Annotated in this window: 17 protein-coding genes; 7 read left to right on the top strand and 10 right to left on the bottom strand. The window is 70.1% G+C overall.

Annotated features, from left to right (window positions below; genetic code table 11):
- Positions 1 to 155 precede the first annotated feature (155 nt).
- Entirely contained in the window at positions 156 to 704 is a 549-nt protein-coding gene (locus ACI2LP_RS32485) for a GNAT family N-acetyltransferase (protein WP_404728126.1), read from the top strand.
- A gap of 54 nt (positions 705 to 758) precedes the next feature.
- Here the strand turns inward: ACI2LP_RS32485 and ACI2LP_RS32480 are convergent, their stop codons facing one another.
- The 7 genes from ACI2LP_RS32480 to ACI2LP_RS32450 form a co-directional block, all read right to left on the bottom strand.
- Complete coding sequence (locus ACI2LP_RS32480; RefSeq protein WP_404728125.1) at positions 759 to 2,294, bottom strand: amidohydrolase family protein; 1,536 nt, start codon at positions 2,292 to 2,294, stop codon at positions 759 to 761.
- A 144-nt stretch (positions 2,295 to 2,438) separates the two neighbouring features.
- Positions 2,439 to 4,169 carry a type VI secretion protein gene (locus ACI2LP_RS32475; protein ID WP_404728124.1) on the bottom strand — a complete coding sequence of 577 codons (1,731 nt, stop codon included), beginning with the start codon at positions 4,167 to 4,169 and terminating at the stop codon, positions 2,439 to 2,441.
- Between the two features lies 1 nt (position 4,170).
- On the bottom strand, positions 4,171 to 5,583 hold the full coding sequence (locus ACI2LP_RS32470; protein ID WP_404728123.1) for an ATP-binding protein: 1,413 nt from the start codon (positions 5,581 to 5,583) through the stop codon (positions 4,171 to 4,173).
- Positions 5,584 to 5,600: 17 nt separating this feature from the next.
- Entirely contained in the window at positions 5,601 to 7,169 is a 1,569-nt protein-coding gene (locus ACI2LP_RS32465) for an SCO6880 family protein (RefSeq protein ID WP_404728122.1), read from the bottom strand.
- Positions 7,166 to 8,494, bottom strand: coding sequence for a hypothetical protein (locus ACI2LP_RS32460; RefSeq protein WP_404728121.1), 1,329 nt, complete (start codon positions 8,492 to 8,494; stop codon positions 7,166 to 7,168). Before ACI2LP_RS32460 ends, ACI2LP_RS32465 begins: the two co-directional genes overlap by 4 nt.
- Positions 8,484 to 9,338, bottom strand: coding sequence for a hypothetical protein (locus ACI2LP_RS32455; protein WP_404728120.1), 855 nt, complete (start codon positions 9,336 to 9,338; stop codon positions 8,484 to 8,486). Before ACI2LP_RS32455 ends, ACI2LP_RS32460 begins: the two co-directional genes overlap by 11 nt.
- 160 nt (positions 9,339 to 9,498) lie before the next feature.
- Entirely contained in the window at positions 9,499 to 9,807 is a 309-nt protein-coding gene (locus ACI2LP_RS32450; RefSeq protein WP_142217964.1) for a hypothetical protein, read from the bottom strand.
- A 462-nt stretch (positions 9,808 to 10,269) separates the two neighbouring features.
- Between ACI2LP_RS32450 and ACI2LP_RS32445 the strand changes: the two genes are divergently transcribed.
- The 3 genes from ACI2LP_RS32445 (at position 10,270) to ACI2LP_RS32435 (ending at position 13,179) form a co-directional block, all read left to right on the top strand.
- Positions 10,270 to 11,085, top strand: a complete 816-nt coding sequence (locus tag ACI2LP_RS32445) for an SAM-dependent methyltransferase (RefSeq protein ID WP_404728119.1) — start codon at positions 10,270 to 10,272, stop codon at positions 11,083 to 11,085.
- A gap of 54 nt (positions 11,086 to 11,139) precedes the next feature.
- Positions 11,140 to 12,159, top strand: coding sequence for an NlpC/P60 family protein (locus ACI2LP_RS32440; protein WP_404728118.1), 1,020 nt, complete (start codon positions 11,140 to 11,142; stop codon positions 12,157 to 12,159).
- A 288-nt stretch (positions 12,160 to 12,447) separates the two neighbouring features.
- Positions 12,448 to 13,179: a phosphatase PAP2 family protein gene (locus tag ACI2LP_RS32435; RefSeq protein ID WP_404728128.1), complete on the top strand. Its 732-nt coding sequence runs from the start codon at positions 12,448 to 12,450 to the stop codon at positions 13,177 to 13,179.
- A gap of 375 nt (positions 13,180 to 13,554) precedes the next feature.
- On the opposite strand, the gene ACI2LP_RS32430 is transcribed toward ACI2LP_RS32435, so the two are convergent.
- Both ACI2LP_RS32430 and ACI2LP_RS32425 read right to left on the bottom strand, forming a co-directional pair.
- Positions 13,555 to 15,126 carry an FAD-binding oxidoreductase gene (locus tag ACI2LP_RS32430; RefSeq protein WP_404728117.1) on the bottom strand — a complete coding sequence of 524 codons (1,572 nt, stop codon included), beginning with the start codon at positions 15,124 to 15,126 and terminating at the stop codon, positions 13,555 to 13,557.
- A 46-nt stretch (positions 15,127 to 15,172) separates the two neighbouring features.
- Positions 15,173 to 15,349: a hypothetical protein gene (locus ACI2LP_RS32425; RefSeq protein WP_404728116.1), complete on the bottom strand. Its 177-nt coding sequence runs from the start codon at positions 15,347 to 15,349 to the stop codon at positions 15,173 to 15,175.
- Positions 15,350 to 15,471: 122 nt separating this feature from the next.
- On the opposite strand from ACI2LP_RS32425, the gene ACI2LP_RS32420 reads away from it, so the two are divergent.
- Positions 15,472 to 16,302, top strand: coding sequence for a hypothetical protein (locus ACI2LP_RS32420; protein WP_404728115.1), 831 nt, complete (start codon positions 15,472 to 15,474; stop codon positions 16,300 to 16,302).
- A 75-nt stretch (positions 16,303 to 16,377) separates the two neighbouring features.
- Positions 16,378 to 16,560, top strand: coding sequence for a hypothetical protein (locus ACI2LP_RS32415; RefSeq protein WP_404728114.1), 183 nt, complete (start codon positions 16,378 to 16,380; stop codon positions 16,558 to 16,560).
- 110 nt (positions 16,561 to 16,670) lie between these two features.
- Here ACI2LP_RS32415 and ACI2LP_RS32410 read toward each other — a convergent pair whose 3' ends face one another.
- Positions 16,671 to 17,003, bottom strand: a complete 333-nt coding sequence (locus ACI2LP_RS32410; protein ID WP_251017580.1) for a metal-sensitive transcriptional regulator — start codon at positions 17,001 to 17,003, stop codon at positions 16,671 to 16,673.
- Between the two features lie 197 nt (positions 17,004 to 17,200).
- Between ACI2LP_RS32410 and ACI2LP_RS32405 the strand changes: the two genes are divergently transcribed.
- Positions 17,201 to 17,821, top strand: a complete 621-nt coding sequence (locus ACI2LP_RS32405; protein WP_307662564.1) for a DUF47 domain-containing protein — start codon at positions 17,201 to 17,203, stop codon at positions 17,819 to 17,821.
- Positions 17,822 to 17,826 lie beyond the last annotated feature (5 nt).

The raw sequence follows: 17,826 nt of genomic DNA, 5'->3' as shown, positions 1-17,826 counted from the left end.
CTGCAGGGGGGACCCTGTGGGAGAGTAGGACGCCGCCGAACAATTATTGTGGGGAAGCCCCGCACCTTCTGGTGCGGGGCTTTTCTGCGTTCCGGACGGATTCACCGGACGGAACCGCGTTGCCCAGGGGTGCGGGGCAGGGCCAGTATCGACAGATGGACTATGTCATTCGACCCGTACGTGCCGAGGAGTGGGCGAAGGCCCGGGAGCTTCGGCTCTGCGCCCTGCAGGATCCGGCCGCGCCCATCGCCTTCCTCGAGACGTACGAGAAGGCTGTCGAGCGACCCGACGGGTTCTGGCGGGACCGCACGTCCAGGGACGCGGAGGGGGTGGTGGCCCGGCAGTTCATTGCCGAGGCGCCGGACGGGCAGTGGGCGGGGGCGGTCACCGTGCTGGTCGAGCGGCCGGCGGGCGAGGTGCGGTTCGGGGAGGTCGCGAAGTTCGACCAGACGCAGGTGGTGGCGGTGTTCGTGCGGCCCGAGGCGCGTGGAGCGGGTGTGGCCGAGGCGCTGTTCCGAACGGCCCTGGACTGGTCGTGGGAGCTGCCGGGACCGCCCGTGAAGCGGGTGCGGCTGTATGTGGACGAGCGCAATGCGCGGGCTGCGGCGTTCTATCGGCGGATCGGGTTCGTGCCGAGCGGGGACTCCGTGCCGGTGCCGGGAGATTCCGCGGAACGGGAGCTGGAGCTGGAGGTCCTGCGGTAGGCGCAGGGGCCTGCGGCGGCCTGGCCGCGTTTGCCGGGCCCCGAACTGCCCCGCTCAGCAGCAGGGGCGGAGGGCGCCGGCGGCGGTGGTGGCCAAAGGCGGCCGGCTGGATGCCGCCGCCCTCTCTACGTCCGTCAGCAGTCGGCCGCGCTCGGCCCGGTCGATGTAGCGCCCGGCGACCACCACCGAGTCGATGCGGCGGGTGTGGCGGATGTCGTCGAGCGGGTTCGCGTCCAGCACCACCAGGTCGGCTCGGCCGTCCTGCAGGCCCAGCATCCGGGCGGGCGCGGACGTCGCGGATTCCAGCACCCGGTGGGCGGGCACACCGGCCTCGGCGAGCAGTGCCAGCTCGTCGTGGAGCGAGAAGCCCGGTACGAGATAGCCGGTGCCGCTGTCGGTGCCGGCCAGCAACTCCACTCCGGAGCGGTGCAGTTCTCCGACGAGGCGCAGCCGGTGTGCGTAGATCTGCCGGATCCGGGCCGCATCACGCGGTGTGCGACCGCCGATCAGGGCCTCCCAGGTGGCAGGCCACTCCCCCACCATCCAGGAGGGGAGGTACTTCGACTCCTCCTGGGTCGCCGGGAGTTCGTCCGGACGCTCCAGGGTGTGGTGGACGGAGAGGGTCGGCACGACGCGGGTTCCGTTGGCGGCGAGCCGGTCGAAGAGGGCGCGGGCGCGGGCCGGGTCGTAGCTGCGTACGGCCTCGTACTCCAGCGCGTGCACCTGACGGAACCAGGAGCGGTAGCGGGCGAGGCTGGACGGCTCGCGCGGGTCGAGCCGTACCTGCTCCAGGCCGCGGCGGATCTCCTTCTCCTTCGACGAGGTCGCAAGCAGCAGCGCGTGCAGATGCTCGATGGTCTGCTGGCCCGCGTCGCTGCACTCGGCGATGGTCATGGAGTCGGGGCAGTGGCCCGCGAAGCGGATGCCCTGCCTGCGGGCCTCGTCCGCGATGGCGAGGTAGGCGGGGCGGGAGAGCCGGGAGCACACCTTGACGAAGTCCGCGCCGGCCCGCTTGACCTCACGTACGGCGTGGCGGGCCGACGCCTCGTCGCGCACCTCGATCACCGGGTTGCCGGTGTCCTGGGTGAAGAGGGTGGGCGGGCCGTCGATGATCGGGCCGGCGATCCACCAGCGAGGGCCGAGGAGCCTGCCGGTGGTGACCTTCTGTCGCCACTCGTGGTGGACGGGCCCGCCCCACATCTCCCGTACTGAGGTGACGCCGCTCAGCGGGAAGAGCGGTGCGGCGACTTCTTCCGGGCCGGAGGTGTGGACGTGGGCCTCGACGAGTCCGGGGATGACGTACTTGCCGTGCAGATCGGCGGTCCGTGCGCCGCGCGGGACGACGACCTCGGCGCTGCGGCCGGAGCGGATGATACGGCCGCCGCGGACGAGGAGGGTCTGGTCGGGGGTGGTGCGCGAGCCCTCGACGAGGGTGGCGTGGGTGAGGGCGAGGATCTCGTGGCCCTGCCCGGTCGCGTGGTCCTTCCCGATGGCGTGCGCCGCCGCGGGGGTGGCCGTTCCGCCGATGAGCGCGGTGCCGGTGGCTGCGGCTGCGGCTGCGGTGCCGAGGACGTGGCGTCGAGCGAGCATGGGCGGGACCCCCTGAGTCGTCGTGCCCGACCGGTCTTCGTGCCGGGCCTGGCCATGACTCTTCCGTGTGACGGGGTGTGGGTCAGTGGGCGTAGCAGGCAGGTTGGGGGGTGGGGCTGGCAACACCCCTTCATGACGCCTGCCCTACTGCCCGAGTGGCTCCGGCCAGCGGGCGCGGGCCTGTTCGGCGGAACGGAGCAGGACCAGGGTCGGCAGTCCCTGGTCCTGACCGGTTGCCAGCAGCTCCGGAAGCAGGGGAAGCGGAGCCACGGCCGCGACGTCGTCGAGAACGAGCGTCATTGGTGGGTCGAGCCGACCGTCGGATGACCGTGCGGCCATGCGGCGGCCGTGCTCGACCACGTGTGAGGCCAGTGCGGTGAGCAGTGGCATGGCACCGGGGTGCGTTCTGGGGTCCTCGATGGATTCCCCCACCAGATAAAGGGTGCCCCCTTCGTTTATGAATGATTCCAAGGTGAGCGAATCCGTTCGGTTCGGGGTGCAAGCCTCGCGGATATGGATCGAGGAGAGGGCGGAGAGGGCGCGTACGACCAACTGCTCGGCGATCTCGCGGCGTTCGGGGTGGGCGGTGAGCGCGGACTCGAGCAGGCCGGCGAGGCCGGCGGTCGCCTTGGGGTGCGTACGGAGGATGCGTACGGCGTCGTGGGCGCTGCCGCCCTGGGCCCAGCGGTGGAGCTGCTTGAAGGGGCGTCCGTCCACGGCAGCCGCGTGGAGCCAGCAGCGCAGGAGCGTTTCGGCGGTGTCGGCCATGGCGGCGTCGAGGAGGGCGCGGGGGCGTACGGGGGCGAGCAGGGCGGTGGCGCGGTCCTGAGCCGTGGCGGCGTCCTCGCAGTGCGCGGTGGGGGACCAGTGGAGGCGGGCCGGGGTGTCGCAGAGGTGCCCGGGGTCGTAGACGAGGACGGGGCCGAGCTTGGCCCGGGCGTCCTTGGTCTCGGCCCAGACTGCGGGGTCGGAGGTGATGAGGAGGGCGGGGCCGGCGGCGTCGAGGACGGCACGGACAGCGGCGGGGCGGCGGGTGGCGGGGTCGCCGTAGAGGATGCGGGGGGTTCGGGGTGCGGGCAGGGTGCTGTTCCGTCCGCCCGCCCCGTATTCGGCAACCAGCGGTTGCCCGGAGCCGTGCCCGGGCTGCGTAGGGTCGCCGACGGCTCCGCCGTGGCTCGGTGCTGCGTGGTCGTACAGGTTGCCCGGGTACGCGGCCGCGGGCACGCCTCTCGGCTGCGCGGGGGTGTTGGGGCCCCTGGCCCCAGGGGGCGGCGTCGTGGCTGAGCCGCTGCCCGTGACCGGGGACTCCCACCCGCCGGTGCCGTGCCTCGGCTGTGCCGGGTGGCCGACGGCTTCGCGGTGGCTCGGGTCCGCGGCAACGGGTCCTGCGGAGGTGCCGGTGCCGTTCGCCCCTTGCTCTGTAGGCGGGTCGGGATCCCCGGCCCTGGCCCTGGCCCCGGCCCCGGCCCCGGCCCCGGCCCCGGGGCTCGCGGCTTCCCGCGCGGCCGCCGACCGGTTCGCACGGACCGTGCGCCAACGGGCCAAGGTGCCCAGGACGAAGATCGTCAGGACCAGCAGGACCATCAACTCGCCGATTGCCAGGCCCCAGAACAGCCCGTAGCCCGAAAGCTCCGCCGGTGGGGCGTCCGGCCACGCCCCGGCGAGGTCGTGCGGCTTGGCCGCCAGCGCGCGCATCGCCATCGGGGTCTGCGTGAAGGTCACGCCACTCGGCCAGGCGCCGTGGGACAGGACGCCCGCCAGGCCCGTCGCCGTCCAGACCAGGAGCGTCAGGCCGAGCAGGAAGCCGAGCAGGCCGACCAACAGGCCGTCCGGGATGCCGCGTTCGTCCTCCCGCAAGTCCCGTCGGTCGCGCATGTCATGCCACCGTCGACTCGGAGGACTCGTCCAGCTGCCGGCGCTCGATCAGGGCCGCGCGCTGCTCCGCCTCCCACTCCGCGGCCTGTACGTCCTCCGGCAGAGCCGGACCCGACGATTCCGTCATGGCCCGATCGGTGAAGACTAGTGGTCTCTCCGTCTCCGTCACCAGGTGTTTGACCACCTGGACATTGCCGTTGACGTCCCAGACAGCGATGCCCGGAGTGAGCGTCGGGATGATCTCGACGGCCCATCGCGGCAGGCCCAGCACCCTTCCCGTCGCTCTCGCCTCGTCCGCCTTCTGGGCGTAAATCGTTCTCGTCGAGGCCATTTTGAGGATGGCCGCCGCCTCCCGCGCAGCCGCCCCGTCCACCACGTCCGACAGGTGGTGGACCACTGCCACGAAGGACAGGCCCAGTCGGCGGCCGAACTTCAGCAGCCGCTGGAAGAGCTGGGCCACAAAGGGCGAGTTGATGATGTGCCACGCCTCCTCCACCAGGAAGATGCGCTTCTTGCGGTCCGGGCGGATCCAGGTGTGTTCGAGCCAGACTCCGACGATCGCCATGAGAATGGGCATGGCGATCGAGTTGCGGTCGATGTGGGAGAGATCGAAGACGATCAGCGGGGCGTCCAGGTCGATCCCGACCGTCGTCGGCCCGTCGAACATGCCCCGCAGGTCGCCGTCGACCAGCCGGTCCAGCACGAGCGCGACATCCAGGCCCCAGGCCCGTACGTCGTCTATGTCGACGTTCATCGCCTCCGCCGACTCCGCCTCCGGATGCCGCAGCTGGTCCACGATGTCCGTCAGCACCGGCTGCCGGTCGACGATCGTCTCGTTCACATACGCATGCGCCACCTTCAGCGCGAAGCCGGAGCGTTCGTCGAGGCCGTGCCCCATCGCGACCTCGATGATCGTACGGAGCAGGGCCAGCTGGCCGGTCGTGGTGATCGCCGGGTCCAGCGGGTTGAGGCGGATGCCGCCGTCCAGGGCGGTCATCGGGTCGAGCCTGATGGGGGTTATCCCCAGCTCCTGGGCGACGAGATTCCACTCGCCCACCCCGTCCTCGCCCTGTGCGTCGAGGACGACGACCTGCCGGTCGCGGAAGCGCAACTGGCGCAGGACGTACGTCTTCTCGAGTGCCGACTTGCCGTTGCCGGACTCTCCGAGCACCAGCCAGTGGGGGGCCGGGAGCTGCTGGCCGTACAGCTGGAAGGGGTCGTAGATATAGCCCTTTCCGCTGTACACCTCGCGGCCGATGATCACGCCCGAGTCGCCGAGGCCCGGCGCGGCGGTCGGCAGGTAGACGGCCTGGGCCTGCCCCGTGGACGTACGCACCGGCAGGCGCGTCGTCTCCACCTTGCCGAACAGGAAGGACGTGAAGGCATCGGTGAAGACGGACAGCGGATCTCGCATGGCGGACTGCCCTCTCCTCAGCGTCGGATGCCGGTCGCGAACGGCAAGGTGTTCACAAACGCCCGGTGGTGCTCGCGATCGCACCACTCCAGCTTCAGATAGGACTTGCCGGCCGAGGCCCTGATTGTGCGCTTGTCCCGGGCCAGAGCCTCGGGTGAACGCGACGACACAGTGATGTACCCGACAAGATTCACCCCTGCCGCACCGCTCGCGAGATCTTCACCCCGCTGGTCGAGCCGCCCGTGGGCGGCGATGTCGCGCGGGTCGACGGTGCGGTTCATCTTGGCGGCGCGGCTCGCGTCCGCCTCGTCGTTCGTCTTCTCGGTGAGCATCCGCTCGATGGCGACCTCGGTGGGCTCCAGGTCCATGCAGACCGCGACCGTACGGATCACATCGGGGGTGTGGACGAGCAGCGGCGCGAGGAAGTTGACGCCGACCGGGGTCATGGGCCACTCCTTCACCCAGGCGGTGGAGTGGCACCAGGGCGCACGGGTGGAGGACTCGCGGGTCTTCGCCTGGAGGTAGGTGGGCTGCATGGCGTCGAGCTCGGCGGGCCAGGCGTTGCGTTTCGTCATCGCCTGGATGTGGTCGATGGGGTGGTCGGGGTCGTACATCGAGTGCACCAGGGAGGCGAGCCGGCCCTGGCCGAGCGGCTGGCGGACCCGGATGTCGGCCTCGGCGAGGCGGGCGCAGATGTCGGTGAGCTCGCGGGCCATGACGACGGCGAGGCCGGCGTCCTTGTCGAGCTTCCTCGAACCCGAGGCCTTCGAGCCGGAGGAGTGCCGGGCGGCGCGGGCCATGGTGTGGGCCTCGGCGGCCAGTTCGCGGGAGTAGTGCATACAGGCGACGAGGTACGCGCGGTGCTGCTCGCTGGAGGTGGAGACCATCGACTGGAGCTGGTCGTAGGAGTCGCGCAGCCAGCCGGGCGACTGCTGGTTGCCGCGCTGGGCGACGTCCTTGGCGTGGGCGTCGGGGTCGGCCGGGAGCGTACGCGCGAGCATCTGCAGGCGCGTCACAAAGCCGTCGCCGTTGGCCACATGCTTGAGCAGGGTGCCGAAGCGGTCGACGAGGGCCTCCTGGTCCTCGCTGTCGCGCAGGCCGACGCCGGGGCCCTCGATCTCGATGGCGGCGGTGACGGTACGGCGGTCGGCGTGCAGCAGTACGGCGATCTCGTCGGGGCCGAAGGGGGCGGCGAGCCAGTTGATCCGGCCGATGCCCGGGGGCGGGCCGACCTCGACCTCACGCCCGTCGAGCCGGGTGCCGGCCTCGGCGACGGAGGAGCGGTAGAGGGTGCCATTGCGCAGGGTGCGCTTGTAACTGCGGTTGATCTCGAACCACTTGTAGAAGGTGCGGTGCTTGTACGGGACGTACACGGCGGCGAGGGCGAGCAGCGGGAAACCCATCAGCAGCACGATCCGCAGGGACAGGACGGGGACCAGCAGCCCGCTCATCATGCCGAGGAACGCGCCGGCGATGATCAGGGCGATCTCGCCGGTCTCGCGGTTCTTGCCGACGATCGCGTTCGGCCGGGCCCGGCCGATCAGATACGTACGGCGGGGCGTGATGGGTTGGGACTGGGTCGTCAACGCCCTCCACCTCCTGTGCTCTTGCGGTTGCTGTGCGGGTTGCTGGTGCCGGGGGCGCTGCTACGGGGCGGGGGTGCGGCGGGTACGGATCCGCCGCCGCCTCCCCCGCCGGTCCCGCCGGAGGGGCGGCTGCTGTGCGCGGCGACGCCGCCGCTGATGGGGTTGGCGGGGCGGGGGGCGCTGCCGTTGCTGTCGCCGCCGTGCTGGTTGCCTCGGCTGCTGTGGGTCTTGATGCCCTGGGAGACGAGGTTGGCGGGCGAGCTGATGACGGCGGCCGCGGCGTTCTCGGCGCCGTTCTGCAGGCGGTTGTTGCGGGAGGCGACGATCTCGTCGCCGAAGCCGGGGACGAAACGGTAGATCACCGCGGAGGCGAAGATGGCGAGCAGGATGATCGCGAGGCCGGAGACGACGGCGGAGAAGGAGTCGGGTCCGTTCTCGGCGGAGAGTGCGCCCGCGAGACCCAGGACGATCGCGATCACTGGCTTGACCATGATGATCGCGATCATGATTCCGGCCCAGCGGCGGACACGCCCCCACATGTTCTTGTCGACGAGACCGGAGTAGACGACGACGCCGAGGAGTGCGCCGACGTAGAGCAGGATGGCGCGGATGAACAGCTCGAGGAAGAGGACGCCGGCGGCGAGGATCGTGACGAGTGAGACGACGATCAGCATGATCGGCCCGCCGCCGATGTCGGTCCCCTTTTTGAGGGCGCCGGAGAAGTTCCCGAAGAACTGGTCGGTCTGCCCGCTGGTGCCGCCCGCGATGACCTCGGTGACGCCGTCGGTCGCGGAGACGAGGGTGTAGAGGATGAGCGGGGTGAAGGCGGACGCGAGGACGGTGAGCCAGAGGAAGCCGACGGCTTCGGAGACGGCGGTGGTGAGGGGGACACCGCGGACGGCGCGCTTGGCGACGGCGAGGAGCCAGAGGACGAGGGTGAGGATGGTGGAAGCGGCGAAGACGATGGCGTACTGGGCTCGGAAGGCGGAGTTGGTGAAGTCGACGGTGGCGGTGGAATTCACCGCTTTGGAGAGCTGGTCGATGGTCCAGACGGCGGCGTCGGCGCAGCCGCGGGCGAGGGAGGCGAGGGGGTCGAGGGCGTCGGTGGGTTCGAGGGGGGTGCGTTTGGCTCCGCCAGGTGAGCCGTTGTCGCAGTAGTCCCGCGCGGGTCCAGCGATGAGCCCGCAGGGATCGTCGGACTTGCCCGGTGTGGGCGTGGGCGTCGGTGCTGCGGCTGCCCGGACCGCAAACAGGAGCGCCGCCGCCTGGACGGCCGCCAGGGTGGTCATGATGGAGCGCAGCCGGAGGTGAGGGTTAGCGGGCATATGTGAACCCTCCAAATTCCTTGACTGCTCCAGCGATTTCGTCGGACCCGGACACGGGGTTGTCACCGGTGACTGGCGTAGGCCCCGTCTTCTGACTGGTAGCCAGGACCTTCCAGTCGGACCCGTTCCACTTCAGCTTGACGCTCACTGTGAACCAGCCGCTCGTCACCGGCTTGGTGGACTTCGCACCCGTCAGCCCGAACAAGCCCATGCACCAGACGTCGACATCAGCGGCCTCGCTCGAGATGCTCTTGACCTTTGTGCCTGCCGGAAGGGTCCGGTTGACGAACGTGGAGCCGACTGGGGCGGCGCCGTCGGCACTCAGGCCGATCTGCGCGAGGAAGGCGGGGGAGTAGTCGGCGTCGAACCCTGACTGGAGCTTGTCCAGCGTGCTGGAGTCGGCGAGGGACTTCACGATGCTCTGACGGCGCTGCGTGTTGAACATGCCGTCAGAACCCAGCGCCACCGCATAATTCGCCGCCGCGCTCTGCGCCCCCTGCTCATCCCTCGCAAACCCCGACGGAATCCCCCCGGCCTCCCCCTTCACCGGCCGCACCCCCGTCGCCGCCGTCGGCGCCGCCCCCGCGCCCTTCTCGCCCTCGGCCGATGTGCCGTCGTCGTCACCGCCCTGGTTCGCGAACGCGATAGCCGCGATCAGCAGCACCACGACGCCCACCACCGTGATCAGAGAGCGTGAGTTCCGTACGGGGCGCCGCGCGCCGCCGTAGACGTCGGTGTCGGCGCCGCCCGGCAGGCGGGTACGCGTCTGGCCCGTGCCGCCGAAGTCGTCGTCCGTGCGGCCGCCCGACTCGCCGCCGTAGCCGTGTTCGTCCCCGAGGCTCATCTCGCGTACGCCCCCTCAACCGTTTGCTGTGCCGCGTAGTACGACCCGAAGTACGACGGTAGTCGTGCTGCTTCCCGCGCGGGCGCGGTGTGGTGACTCGACATCAGGGAGACGCAACCTCGAAGGTGGGCCGGGCACGCCCGGAGGGTCTGACGGGCGGTTAGACAGCCATCCCGTACACGATGGTGAACAAGGTCCCCAGTGACCCGATGATGAAGACGCCGGTAAGGCCGGCGACGATCAGGCCCTTGCCCTGCTCCGCGCTGAAGGTGTCGCGCAGTGCCGTCGCGCCGATGCGCTGTTTGGCCGCGCCCCAGATCGCGATGCCCAGGCAGAGGAGGATGGCAACCGCCATCACGACCTCGATCATCACCCGCGCCTCGTTCCCCAGGCTCCCGAAAGGCCCCCAGTTCGGGGCGATTCCGCCGATGATGGTGGTGATGTCGCCCTTTTCGGCTGCCAGGATCATGTAACTCACCGCCCCTGTTGGGTTGTTCAGTGCCCTGCCCCTCGGCATGGGCCGTCGCTCTATCTTCGCTGATGAAACCGCCCGCGTAAGCCGCCTTGGCGGGTCTCTTTACCCGATCTCCGCACGTATGACCGATCGCGCCGCCCTGACCTGCGGCGGCGGGGATCGGGGCGATGCGAGAAGTGCGTATGGTCACTCTATGTATCACGGAGGGTGACTCCGGGCAATGACTGTCGTTGTTGCGCATTTGGGGCGCGTGGAAGCATGCGGGGCGGCATCTGAGCCGAGGTACCGCCCGCACTCACGTTGAGCGCCATGCGCGAATCCCCGTGGCGGAAGCGCTCCACTCCTGTGGTCCATGGGGACGGCGGGCCGGGGGAGGCCGGCTCCGCAGGGAGGAGGAGTTCGGGCGCCCCCGCACCATGCCTCCAACAGCTCGCGTGCCAGGCGGAGTTGGCTATCTTGGTCCGTGTGACCGACAACGCGCACTTACTCGCCCGGATCGACACCACGCGTCCGCACACCGCCCGGATCTGGAACTACTGGACCGGCGGCAAGGACAACTACGAAGTCGATCGCGAAGCCGGTGACCAGATCCGCAGGCTCCACCCCGGCATCGGCGACTACGCAATCGCCGACCGGCTGTTCCTGGGGCGGTCCGTGCACCATCTGGCCGCCGATGTCGGCATCCGGCAGTTCCTCGACATCGGCACCGGGCTGCCCAGTGCCGACAACACCCACGAGGTCGCCCAGCGCGCCGCGCCCGACGCGCGGATCGTGTACGTGGACAACGATCCCCTCGTGCTCGCGCATGCCCGCGCCCTGCTCACCAGTACGCCCGAGGGCCGCACCGACTATCTCGACGCCGATCTGCGCGATGTGGACTCGATCCTGGAGCGCGCGGCCGGCACGCTCGATCTCACCCGGCCGGTTGCGCTGATGCTGCTCGGCGTGGTGATCTTCATCGAGGACGACGAGGAGTCGTACGGGATCGTGTGCCGCCTCATGGACGCGCTGCCCGCGGGCAGTCATCTCGTGCTGTCCCACACGGTCACCAGCCCGGCGATGCCCGATGTGGACGCGGCCGTAGCGTTCTGGAACGAGCACGGTACGCCCCGGCTCACCCAGCGCACCCCGCAGCAGCTCACCCGGTACTTCGACGGGCTCGACATGCTGGAGCCCGGACTGGTGTCGTGTTCCCGCTGGCGGCCGCCGGCCGCCGACGGTGAAGAGCCCGCCGAGGTGGCCATGTTCGGCGGCGTCGGACGCAAGCCGTAGGCGCGCGGGTGGAAACGGGCTGGAACACGGCGCGGATGGGGGAGGGTTGAGGGCGTGCGAAAAATCTGGGTGGCCGGTGGGATCGGGCTGGGGCTGTGCCTGAGCTTCGTCGCGCTGCTCGTCGTGGGGACCTACTCCGCGGCCGCCGGGCTCTTCGGCGGTGCGAACGGCGTCGGCGGACGGGCCGTCGGGCTCGCCAAGGGTGCTGTGCCCGCGCTCTATCAGCCGCTCGTACAGAAGTGGGGCAACCTCTGCCCGGCTATCAGCCCGGCGCTGCTCGCCGCCCAGCTCTACCAGGAGAGCGGCTGGAACCCGAAGGCGCAGAGCCCCGCCGCCGCCCAGGGCATCGCCCAGTTCATCCCAGGTACCTGGGCGGCGCACGGCATCGACGGGGACAGGGACGGGGACAAGGACGTCTGGGATCCGGCAGATGCGATTCCGTCTGCTGCCTCGTACGACTGTGAGTTGGCCGGATACGTAAAGAAGGCGCCCGGCGATCAGACCGACAACATGCTCGCCGCATACAACGCGGGTGCCTATGCCGTCATCAAGTACGGGGGCGTGCCGCCGTACCGGGAGACCCAGAACTACGTCAAGGTCATCCGCACGCTGGAGAAGAGCTTCGCCAGGCCCATCGGGCGGGTCGAGCCGTCCCGGCAGGCTGCCGGGGCGATCTATTTCGCGCAGCAGAGGCTCGGCACGAAGTATCTGTGGGGCGGCAACGGCACGCCTGAGCAGGGCGGGCGTTTCGACTGTTCAGGGCTGACGCAGGCCGCGTACCGGACCGTGGACATCGAGCTGCCACGTGTCGCGAACGATCAGTACAACGCGGGCCCGCACCCTTCGCGTGACGAGCTGCTCCCCGGCGATCTCGTCTTCTTCTCGGACGACCTCACCAATTCGCGGGCGATCCGGCACGTCGGGCTCTATGTGGGTGGCGGGTACATGATCAACGCTCCGTACACCGGGGCCGTGATCCGTTTCGACAAGATCGACACCCCGGACTACTTCGGCGCGACGAGGGTCACCAAGGATGGCGCGAAAGCGTTGCCGACGACCGTCCCGGAAGCCTGATGAAGCGTCGGACATGGCCGGAACTGTCCGCAAGGCCAAGGCCCTGAGCTGCGACGATGTATCACTCTTCGGTAACGTCATGGTGATCTTTCGGTGGAGAGTGGAACGTACACAGGGAATGGGCCGTTCCCTGGACGGGTACAGCCGCACTGACCATGCAGCAGGCACCGCACTGACCACGGGGGTTGGTAGAGGCGAGGCATCCGGAAGGGGCGTCGCACCAGGCAACAAGGCAAGGGGCTGCAGCAGATGGCCGGACTCGCAGTGGGCTTCCCCGTGGCGGAGCCGATGGGGTCCCCCCTGACACAGTCAAGGGGAGGGTCCGACCCTGACCTCAGCCTGCTCTACGGCATCAATGGCCTCGCCAAGGACGCCCCGTCGTGGCTCGACCGCACGATGGAGTTCGTCGGCGAATACGGAATCATGCTCGCGCTCGTCCTGGTCGTGCTGTGGTGCTGGTGGAGCGTGCGCAGGCGCGGCACCGCCGAGGACTCGGTCGCCGCGGTCGCCGGGCTGATCTGGACGCCGCTGGCCGCGGGGATCGCGCTGCTGGTCAACATCCCCATCCGCGGGTTCGTCGAGAGACCGCGGCCGTTCGTCGAGCACCAGGGCATCGAGGTCCTGGTGACGGGCAAGACCGACTACTCCTTCGTCAGCGACCACGCGACGCTGGCGATGGCGATCGGTGCCGCGCTCTTCGTCGCCAACCGCAGGTTCGGTTTTGCCGCGATCGGGCTCGCGCTCGCCGAGGGCTTCTGCCGGGTCTACATGGGCGTGCACTACCCGTCCGACGTGGTGGGCGGCTTCGCACTGGGCACGGCGGTGGCGCTGCTGCTGGCGCCGCTCGCGCTGGCACTGCTGACGCCGCTGGTGTCGGCGGTGGCCGGGTCGGGGCGGGCGGGGTGGCTCGTACGGTCGAGGCGGGCGGAGGGCGGTCCTGAGGGCCGGCCGGAGACGCTCGGCATCCCGGAGCCGAGGACCGAGGGCGCCGGGAGCGGCGAAAACGATCTCGCGGCGTGATTGCCTGACGGCTCGGAGCGCCTGTCCTGCGGGCCGCGTGCGGCTTGATCCGGTCGGCCCGCCCGGGCGGCTCGGAGCGCCCGTCCTGCTGGCCGCTCGGAACGCCTGGCCGCGGCCGGCAGCGTGGCCGGTTGGGACGCCTGACCGGCCGACTGCGTGACCGGCCGGTCCGGTCGGCCGCCGGACGCTCGGAGCGCCTGACCGCGTCGCCGGTTGGGACGCCTGACCGCCCGGCGGATCGGAGCACCTGACCGCCCGGCGGATCGGAGCACCTGACCGCCCGGCGGATCGGAGCACCTGACCGGCCGGGCGCCGGACCGCTCGGAGCGCCCGACCGGCCGGGCGGACCGCCCCATCGCCTCGGCGGCCCGTCGGCTAGAGCGCCTGCGGGAAGGTGAAGATCCGGTCCGGGTCGTACTGCTTCTTCAGGCGGGTGAGGCGGTCCGCCGCCGGGCCGTAGTACGCCTTGCGCCAGTCGGCCAGCGTGGGATCTATGTAGTTCTGGTAGGCGGCGCCGGACGCATAGCGGCGCATCCCCGCATGGGTGTTTTTCAGCCAGGCCTGCTGGGCCGCGCCCGCTGTCCCGGGCCGCCAGGAGGCGATGTACTGCGCGAGCATCCTGGACCGCCGGTGTACGAACGACGTCGCCAGCGGGTCCACGCGGTTGACCGCCCCGCCGAGTGCGGTCAGCGCGACGGAGCCGCCGCCTCCGCCCTGTCCGGGCTTGATCCGGGTGAAAGCCTCGACCCCGGAAATCAGTGCGCGCAGCCCCGCCGGTGAGAGATCGCGGTCGAAGAAGTCGGAGGCCGCGGCGTACGTCTCGCGCTGCAGCGCGCCCTGCTTCGTACGGCCCGGAGTGCTGCCCGGCAGATGGCACTGGGCCTCACTGAACGTGGAGCAGCCCGCGTAGCCGAGCATCGCATCGCGGTAGCTTCGGCGGCGCACCGAGACCGAGCGCGCCGGCGAGCCCACCCGGTCGGCGAGCCGGTCGAGGGCGTTGCGCAGATCGCCCTCGCTGCCGAGCGAGAACGCGGCGACGGAGAGCGTGGGTGTGGCGCCGGGACCGGCGGCGAGGTGCGCCGACGACCAGATCTCGTCCGGCTGCTCCGGGCCCCAGCGCTGCCAGGCGGCAAGCACCGCCGCGGCCTTCGACCAGGGCCAGGTGAGATAGGCGGTGACGGTCGCGGGCGTGGGATGCGTACGGAACCGGAGCCCGGTGACGACGCCGAAGTTGCCGTTGCCCGCGCCTCGCAGCGCCCAGAAGAGGTCCTTGTTCTCCTTCGCGCTCGCCGTCAGCAGCTTGCCGTCGGCCGTGACGACGGTCGCCGAGACGAGGCTGTCGCAGGTCAGCCCGTACGCACGCGAGGTGACGCCGTGCCCGCCGCCGAGGGTGAGCCCGGAGACGCCGACGGAGGGGCAGGAGCCCGCGGGTATGGTGCGGCCGCTGCGCGCGAGGTTGTTGTAGACGTCGATCAGCTTGGCGCCCGCACCGATGGAACCGTCCGCCGTGATGCGGTTGAGGGACGACACGTCGATGACGAGGCGGCCGTTGCCCGACGACCAACCGGCGTAGGAATGGCCGCCGTTGCGGATGGAGACGGGGGTGCGGTGGGCTCTGGCCCAGGCCAGGCACTCCTTGACGTCGTCAGCACCGGCGACGTACGCGACGGCCGCGGGCTTCAGCGAGTCGAAGCGCGTGTTGTAGAGCTGCCGGGCGGCGGGATACGCGGCGTCCCCGGGCCGTACGAGCTTCCCGTCGAGCCCGCGTGCGAGCGCGGTCCAGTCCGAGCCCGCCGCGGAAGCGGTGGCGGGAGCGGTGCCGGGTCTGCTCCGGGTGGTCGTGGTTGTCGTCGTGGTGGCCGCTGTCGTGCCGGTGCCGTCCTTCTTGCCCGTGCAGGCGGCAGCGGTCAGAACTACAGCGGTGGTGAGCAGCGCGCGCCGGTCCATGGAACCTCCTGGGGGACGAGACGGCTCTGGGGAGCGAGAGGTTCCGTCAGTGCGCTGAGTCGAATGCCGAGATGTGCAATGCGGCGTCCGTACGTGCCCGTTCGCGCGAACGCCGCGCGGGCCCCAGCCAGCCGCAGGTGCATCGGGCCATGGCGAAGGAGCCGCGTTCGGTGGTGGTGGTGTGGTGGGCCGACGCGTCGCCGGCGGGGGCCTGCGGGTGCACCACTCCACGGTACTGGGACTTGCGGGCGCCCGACTCGCGTGACGAGGGGCCCAGGCCGTCGTTATGCGGGACGGGTGGGGCTCTCCTGGAAGCAGCGGTCCGGTGTTGGGGGTTGGCAGGCGATGGTGGTGCAGCAGCACAGGCGCAGGAGCGGGGCTATCGCCGTGGCGGCCGCCGTACTGGGGATGGCGGCGACCAGCGGCTGCTCCGCAGGCGGTGGCGCGGTCGCCGACGACCGGTGGGGCGGCGGAGCGGCCGACCGGGTGCGCAGGGCCGCGGATGTGCTTGCCGCGACCGGGAGTTCCAGGGCCCGTACGTCCATGGAGACGGCCACCGGCGGGACCCGGGTGACGATCCGGGGCGAGGGCGGCTACGACTTCAGGCGGCGGATGGGGCAGCTCGTCGTCGTACTGCCCAAGGACCCCGCGGGCGCGGACGAGCACAGTCCGGTCACCGAGCTGCTGGCGCCGGGCGCGCTGTACATGAAGAACCGGGGTGCGGGCGTGCCCGCCGACAAGTGGGTACGGGTCGACACGACCACGCTGGAGGACGGGAACCTGGTCACCGGGGGCGCGACCGATCCGCTCGCCGCCGCCGAACTGCTGCGCAGCGCAGAAGGCGTGACCTACGTCGGGGACGAGCGGCTCGCCGGGACGACGGTGCGGCACTACCGCGGCACCACCGACATCGCACAGGCGGCGCGCGTCGCCGAACCGCATGCCCGCGCCACACTGGCGGCAGCGGCAAAAGGGTTCGCCAAGGACATCGTGCCCTTCGACGCCTATCTCGACGAACAGGGCCGGCTGCGCAAGGTGCGGCACCGGTTCAGTTTCACCAATGAGAGGGGTACGGTCGCCGTCACCTCGACCACCCTGCTGTACGACTTCGGGGCGCCGATCGTCGTGCGTCTGCCGGAGGAACGGGACATTTACGCCGGGAGGATCAGGGCCTAAATGGTCCGGACGTGCCATGCGCGCGCTGTGCATCACTCCCTACGCTAGGAAGTCGGGACCGGCAGGAAGAGGTGATTGCACGTGGCACCGCCCAGTACGACACTCGTCCAGGACCACGTGGCCCTCGCCGAGATCGAGCTGTGTGGCGAGTTGATCATTGCGGCGTCGGCCGCTGACGAGGAGCGGCTCAGCCCGGACCGGATCGACGAGGTGCTGAAGGTGGCGGCCGAGCGGTTTGCCGCGACCCTGCGGGCATGAACCGGCAGGCATGAACCGGCAGACATGAATCAGGGGCGCGGCCGGGAGGTCGTCGCCGCGCCCCATGGGCGTATCCGGCCTGCTGGACATACCGGTTGCTGTCGGGCGGATCAGGTACGAAGAAGACGCGCGATCGCCTTCGTCGCCTCCTCGACCTTCGCGTCGATCTCTTCGCCGCCCTTCACCGCGGCATCTGCGACGCAGTGCCGCAGATGCTCCTCAAGAAGCTGAAGGGCGAAGGACTGCAGCGCCTTCGTGGAAGCGGAGACCTGGGTAAGTATGTCGATGCAGTAGACGTCCTCGTCGACCATCCGCTGCAGCCCGCGGATCTGGCCCTCGATCCGGCGCAGCCGCTTGAGGTGCTCGTCCTTCTGCTTGTGGTAGCCGTGCACACCGTGGTCGTGGTCCGTGACCGGGGGGCCGGCCGCCTCGGTGGTCGTCATCGCGTCCTCCCGTTGTCCAGAAAGGGCCTGGATACCCCTCGTGGGTATATGGTAACGAATCCCGCCGGAACGGGGCATGGGGACCCCGTGCTGATCACTGTGTTTGATGGGCGACACTGATGGACGCCGGTTAGCCGTGGCCGGATGATGCACCTAGCATCAGCCTGACCAAATCCAGAGCACCCCGAGGACCCCACGTGCGATTTCGTCTGACCCCCAGGGAGACGAGCTTCTACGACATGTTTGCCGCATCCGCGGACAACATCGTCACGGGCTCGAAGCTCCTCATGGAACTGCTCGGGGCGGATGCCTCCGGCCGGGCCGAGATCGCGGAGCGGATGCGGGCGGCGGAACACGCTGGGGACGACGCCACGCACGCGATCTTCCACCAGCTGAACTCCTCGTTCATCACGCCGTTCGACCGCGAGGACATCTACAAACTCGCGTCGTCGCTCGACGACATCATGGACTTCATGGAGGAGGCCGTCGACCTGGTCGTGCTCTACCAGGTCGAGGAGCTCCCCAAGGGGGTCGAGCAGCAGATCGAGGTCCTGGCCAGGGCCGCGGAGCTGACCGCGGAGGCCATGCCGCATCTGCGGACCATGGACAACCTGACCGAGTACTGGATCGAGGTCAACCGCCTGGAGAACCAGGCCGACCAGATTCACCGCAAGCTCCTTGCGACGCTCTTCAACGGTAAGTACGACGCCATCGAGGTGCTCAAGCTCAAGCAGATCGTGGATGTGCTGGAGGAGGCGGCCGACGCCTTCGAGCATGTTGCGAACACCGTGGAGACCATCGCGGTCAAGGAGTCCTGAACCTC

It is taken from the genome of Streptomyces sp. NPDC019890 (genome assembly GCF_044903445.1).
Lineage (GTDB): Bacteria > Actinomycetota > Actinomycetes > Streptomycetales > Streptomycetaceae > Streptomyces.
Note: the sequence above shows the minus strand (reverse complement) of the source record. Positions and strands in the feature narration are given on the sequence as shown.

Coding starts and splice junctions, on each gene's coding strand:
- ACI2LP_RS32470 (WP_404728123.1), bottom strand. CDS start 5,583: ATGCGAGATCCGCTGTCCGTCTTCACCGATGCCTTCACGTCCTTCCTG.
- ACI2LP_RS32410 (WP_251017580.1), bottom strand. CDS start 17,003: ATGACGACCACCGAGGCGGCCGGCCCCCCGGTCACGGACCACGACCAC.
- ACI2LP_RS32460 (WP_404728121.1), bottom strand. CDS start 8,494: ATGCCCGCTAACCCTCACCTCCGGCTGCGCTCCATCATGACCACCCTG.
- ACI2LP_RS32485 (WP_404728126.1), top strand. CDS start 156: ATGGACTATGTCATTCGACCCGTACGTGCCGAGGAGTGGGCGAAGGCC.
- ACI2LP_RS32455 (WP_404728120.1), bottom strand. CDS start 9,338: ATGAGCCTCGGGGACGAACACGGCTACGGCGGCGAGTCGGGCGGCCGC.
- ACI2LP_RS32420 (WP_404728115.1), top strand. CDS start 15,472: ATGGTGGTGCAGCAGCACAGGCGCAGGAGCGGGGCTATCGCCGTGGCG.
- ACI2LP_RS32480 (WP_404728125.1), bottom strand. CDS start 2,294: ATGCTCGCTCGACGCCACGTCCTCGGCACCGCAGCCGCAGCCGCAGCC.
- ACI2LP_RS32475 (WP_404728124.1), bottom strand. CDS start 4,169: ATGCGCGACCGACGGGACTTGCGGGAGGACGAACGCGGCATCCCGGAC.
- ACI2LP_RS32430 (WP_404728117.1), bottom strand. CDS start 15,126: ATGGACCGGCGCGCGCTGCTCACCACCGCTGTAGTTCTGACCGCTGCC.
- ACI2LP_RS32435 (WP_404728128.1), top strand. CDS start 12,448: ATGGGGTCCCCCCTGACACAGTCAAGGGGAGGGTCCGACCCTGACCTC.
- ACI2LP_RS32450 (WP_142217964.1), bottom strand. CDS start 9,807: ATGATCCTGGCAGCCGAAAAGGGCGACATCACCACCATCATCGGCGGA.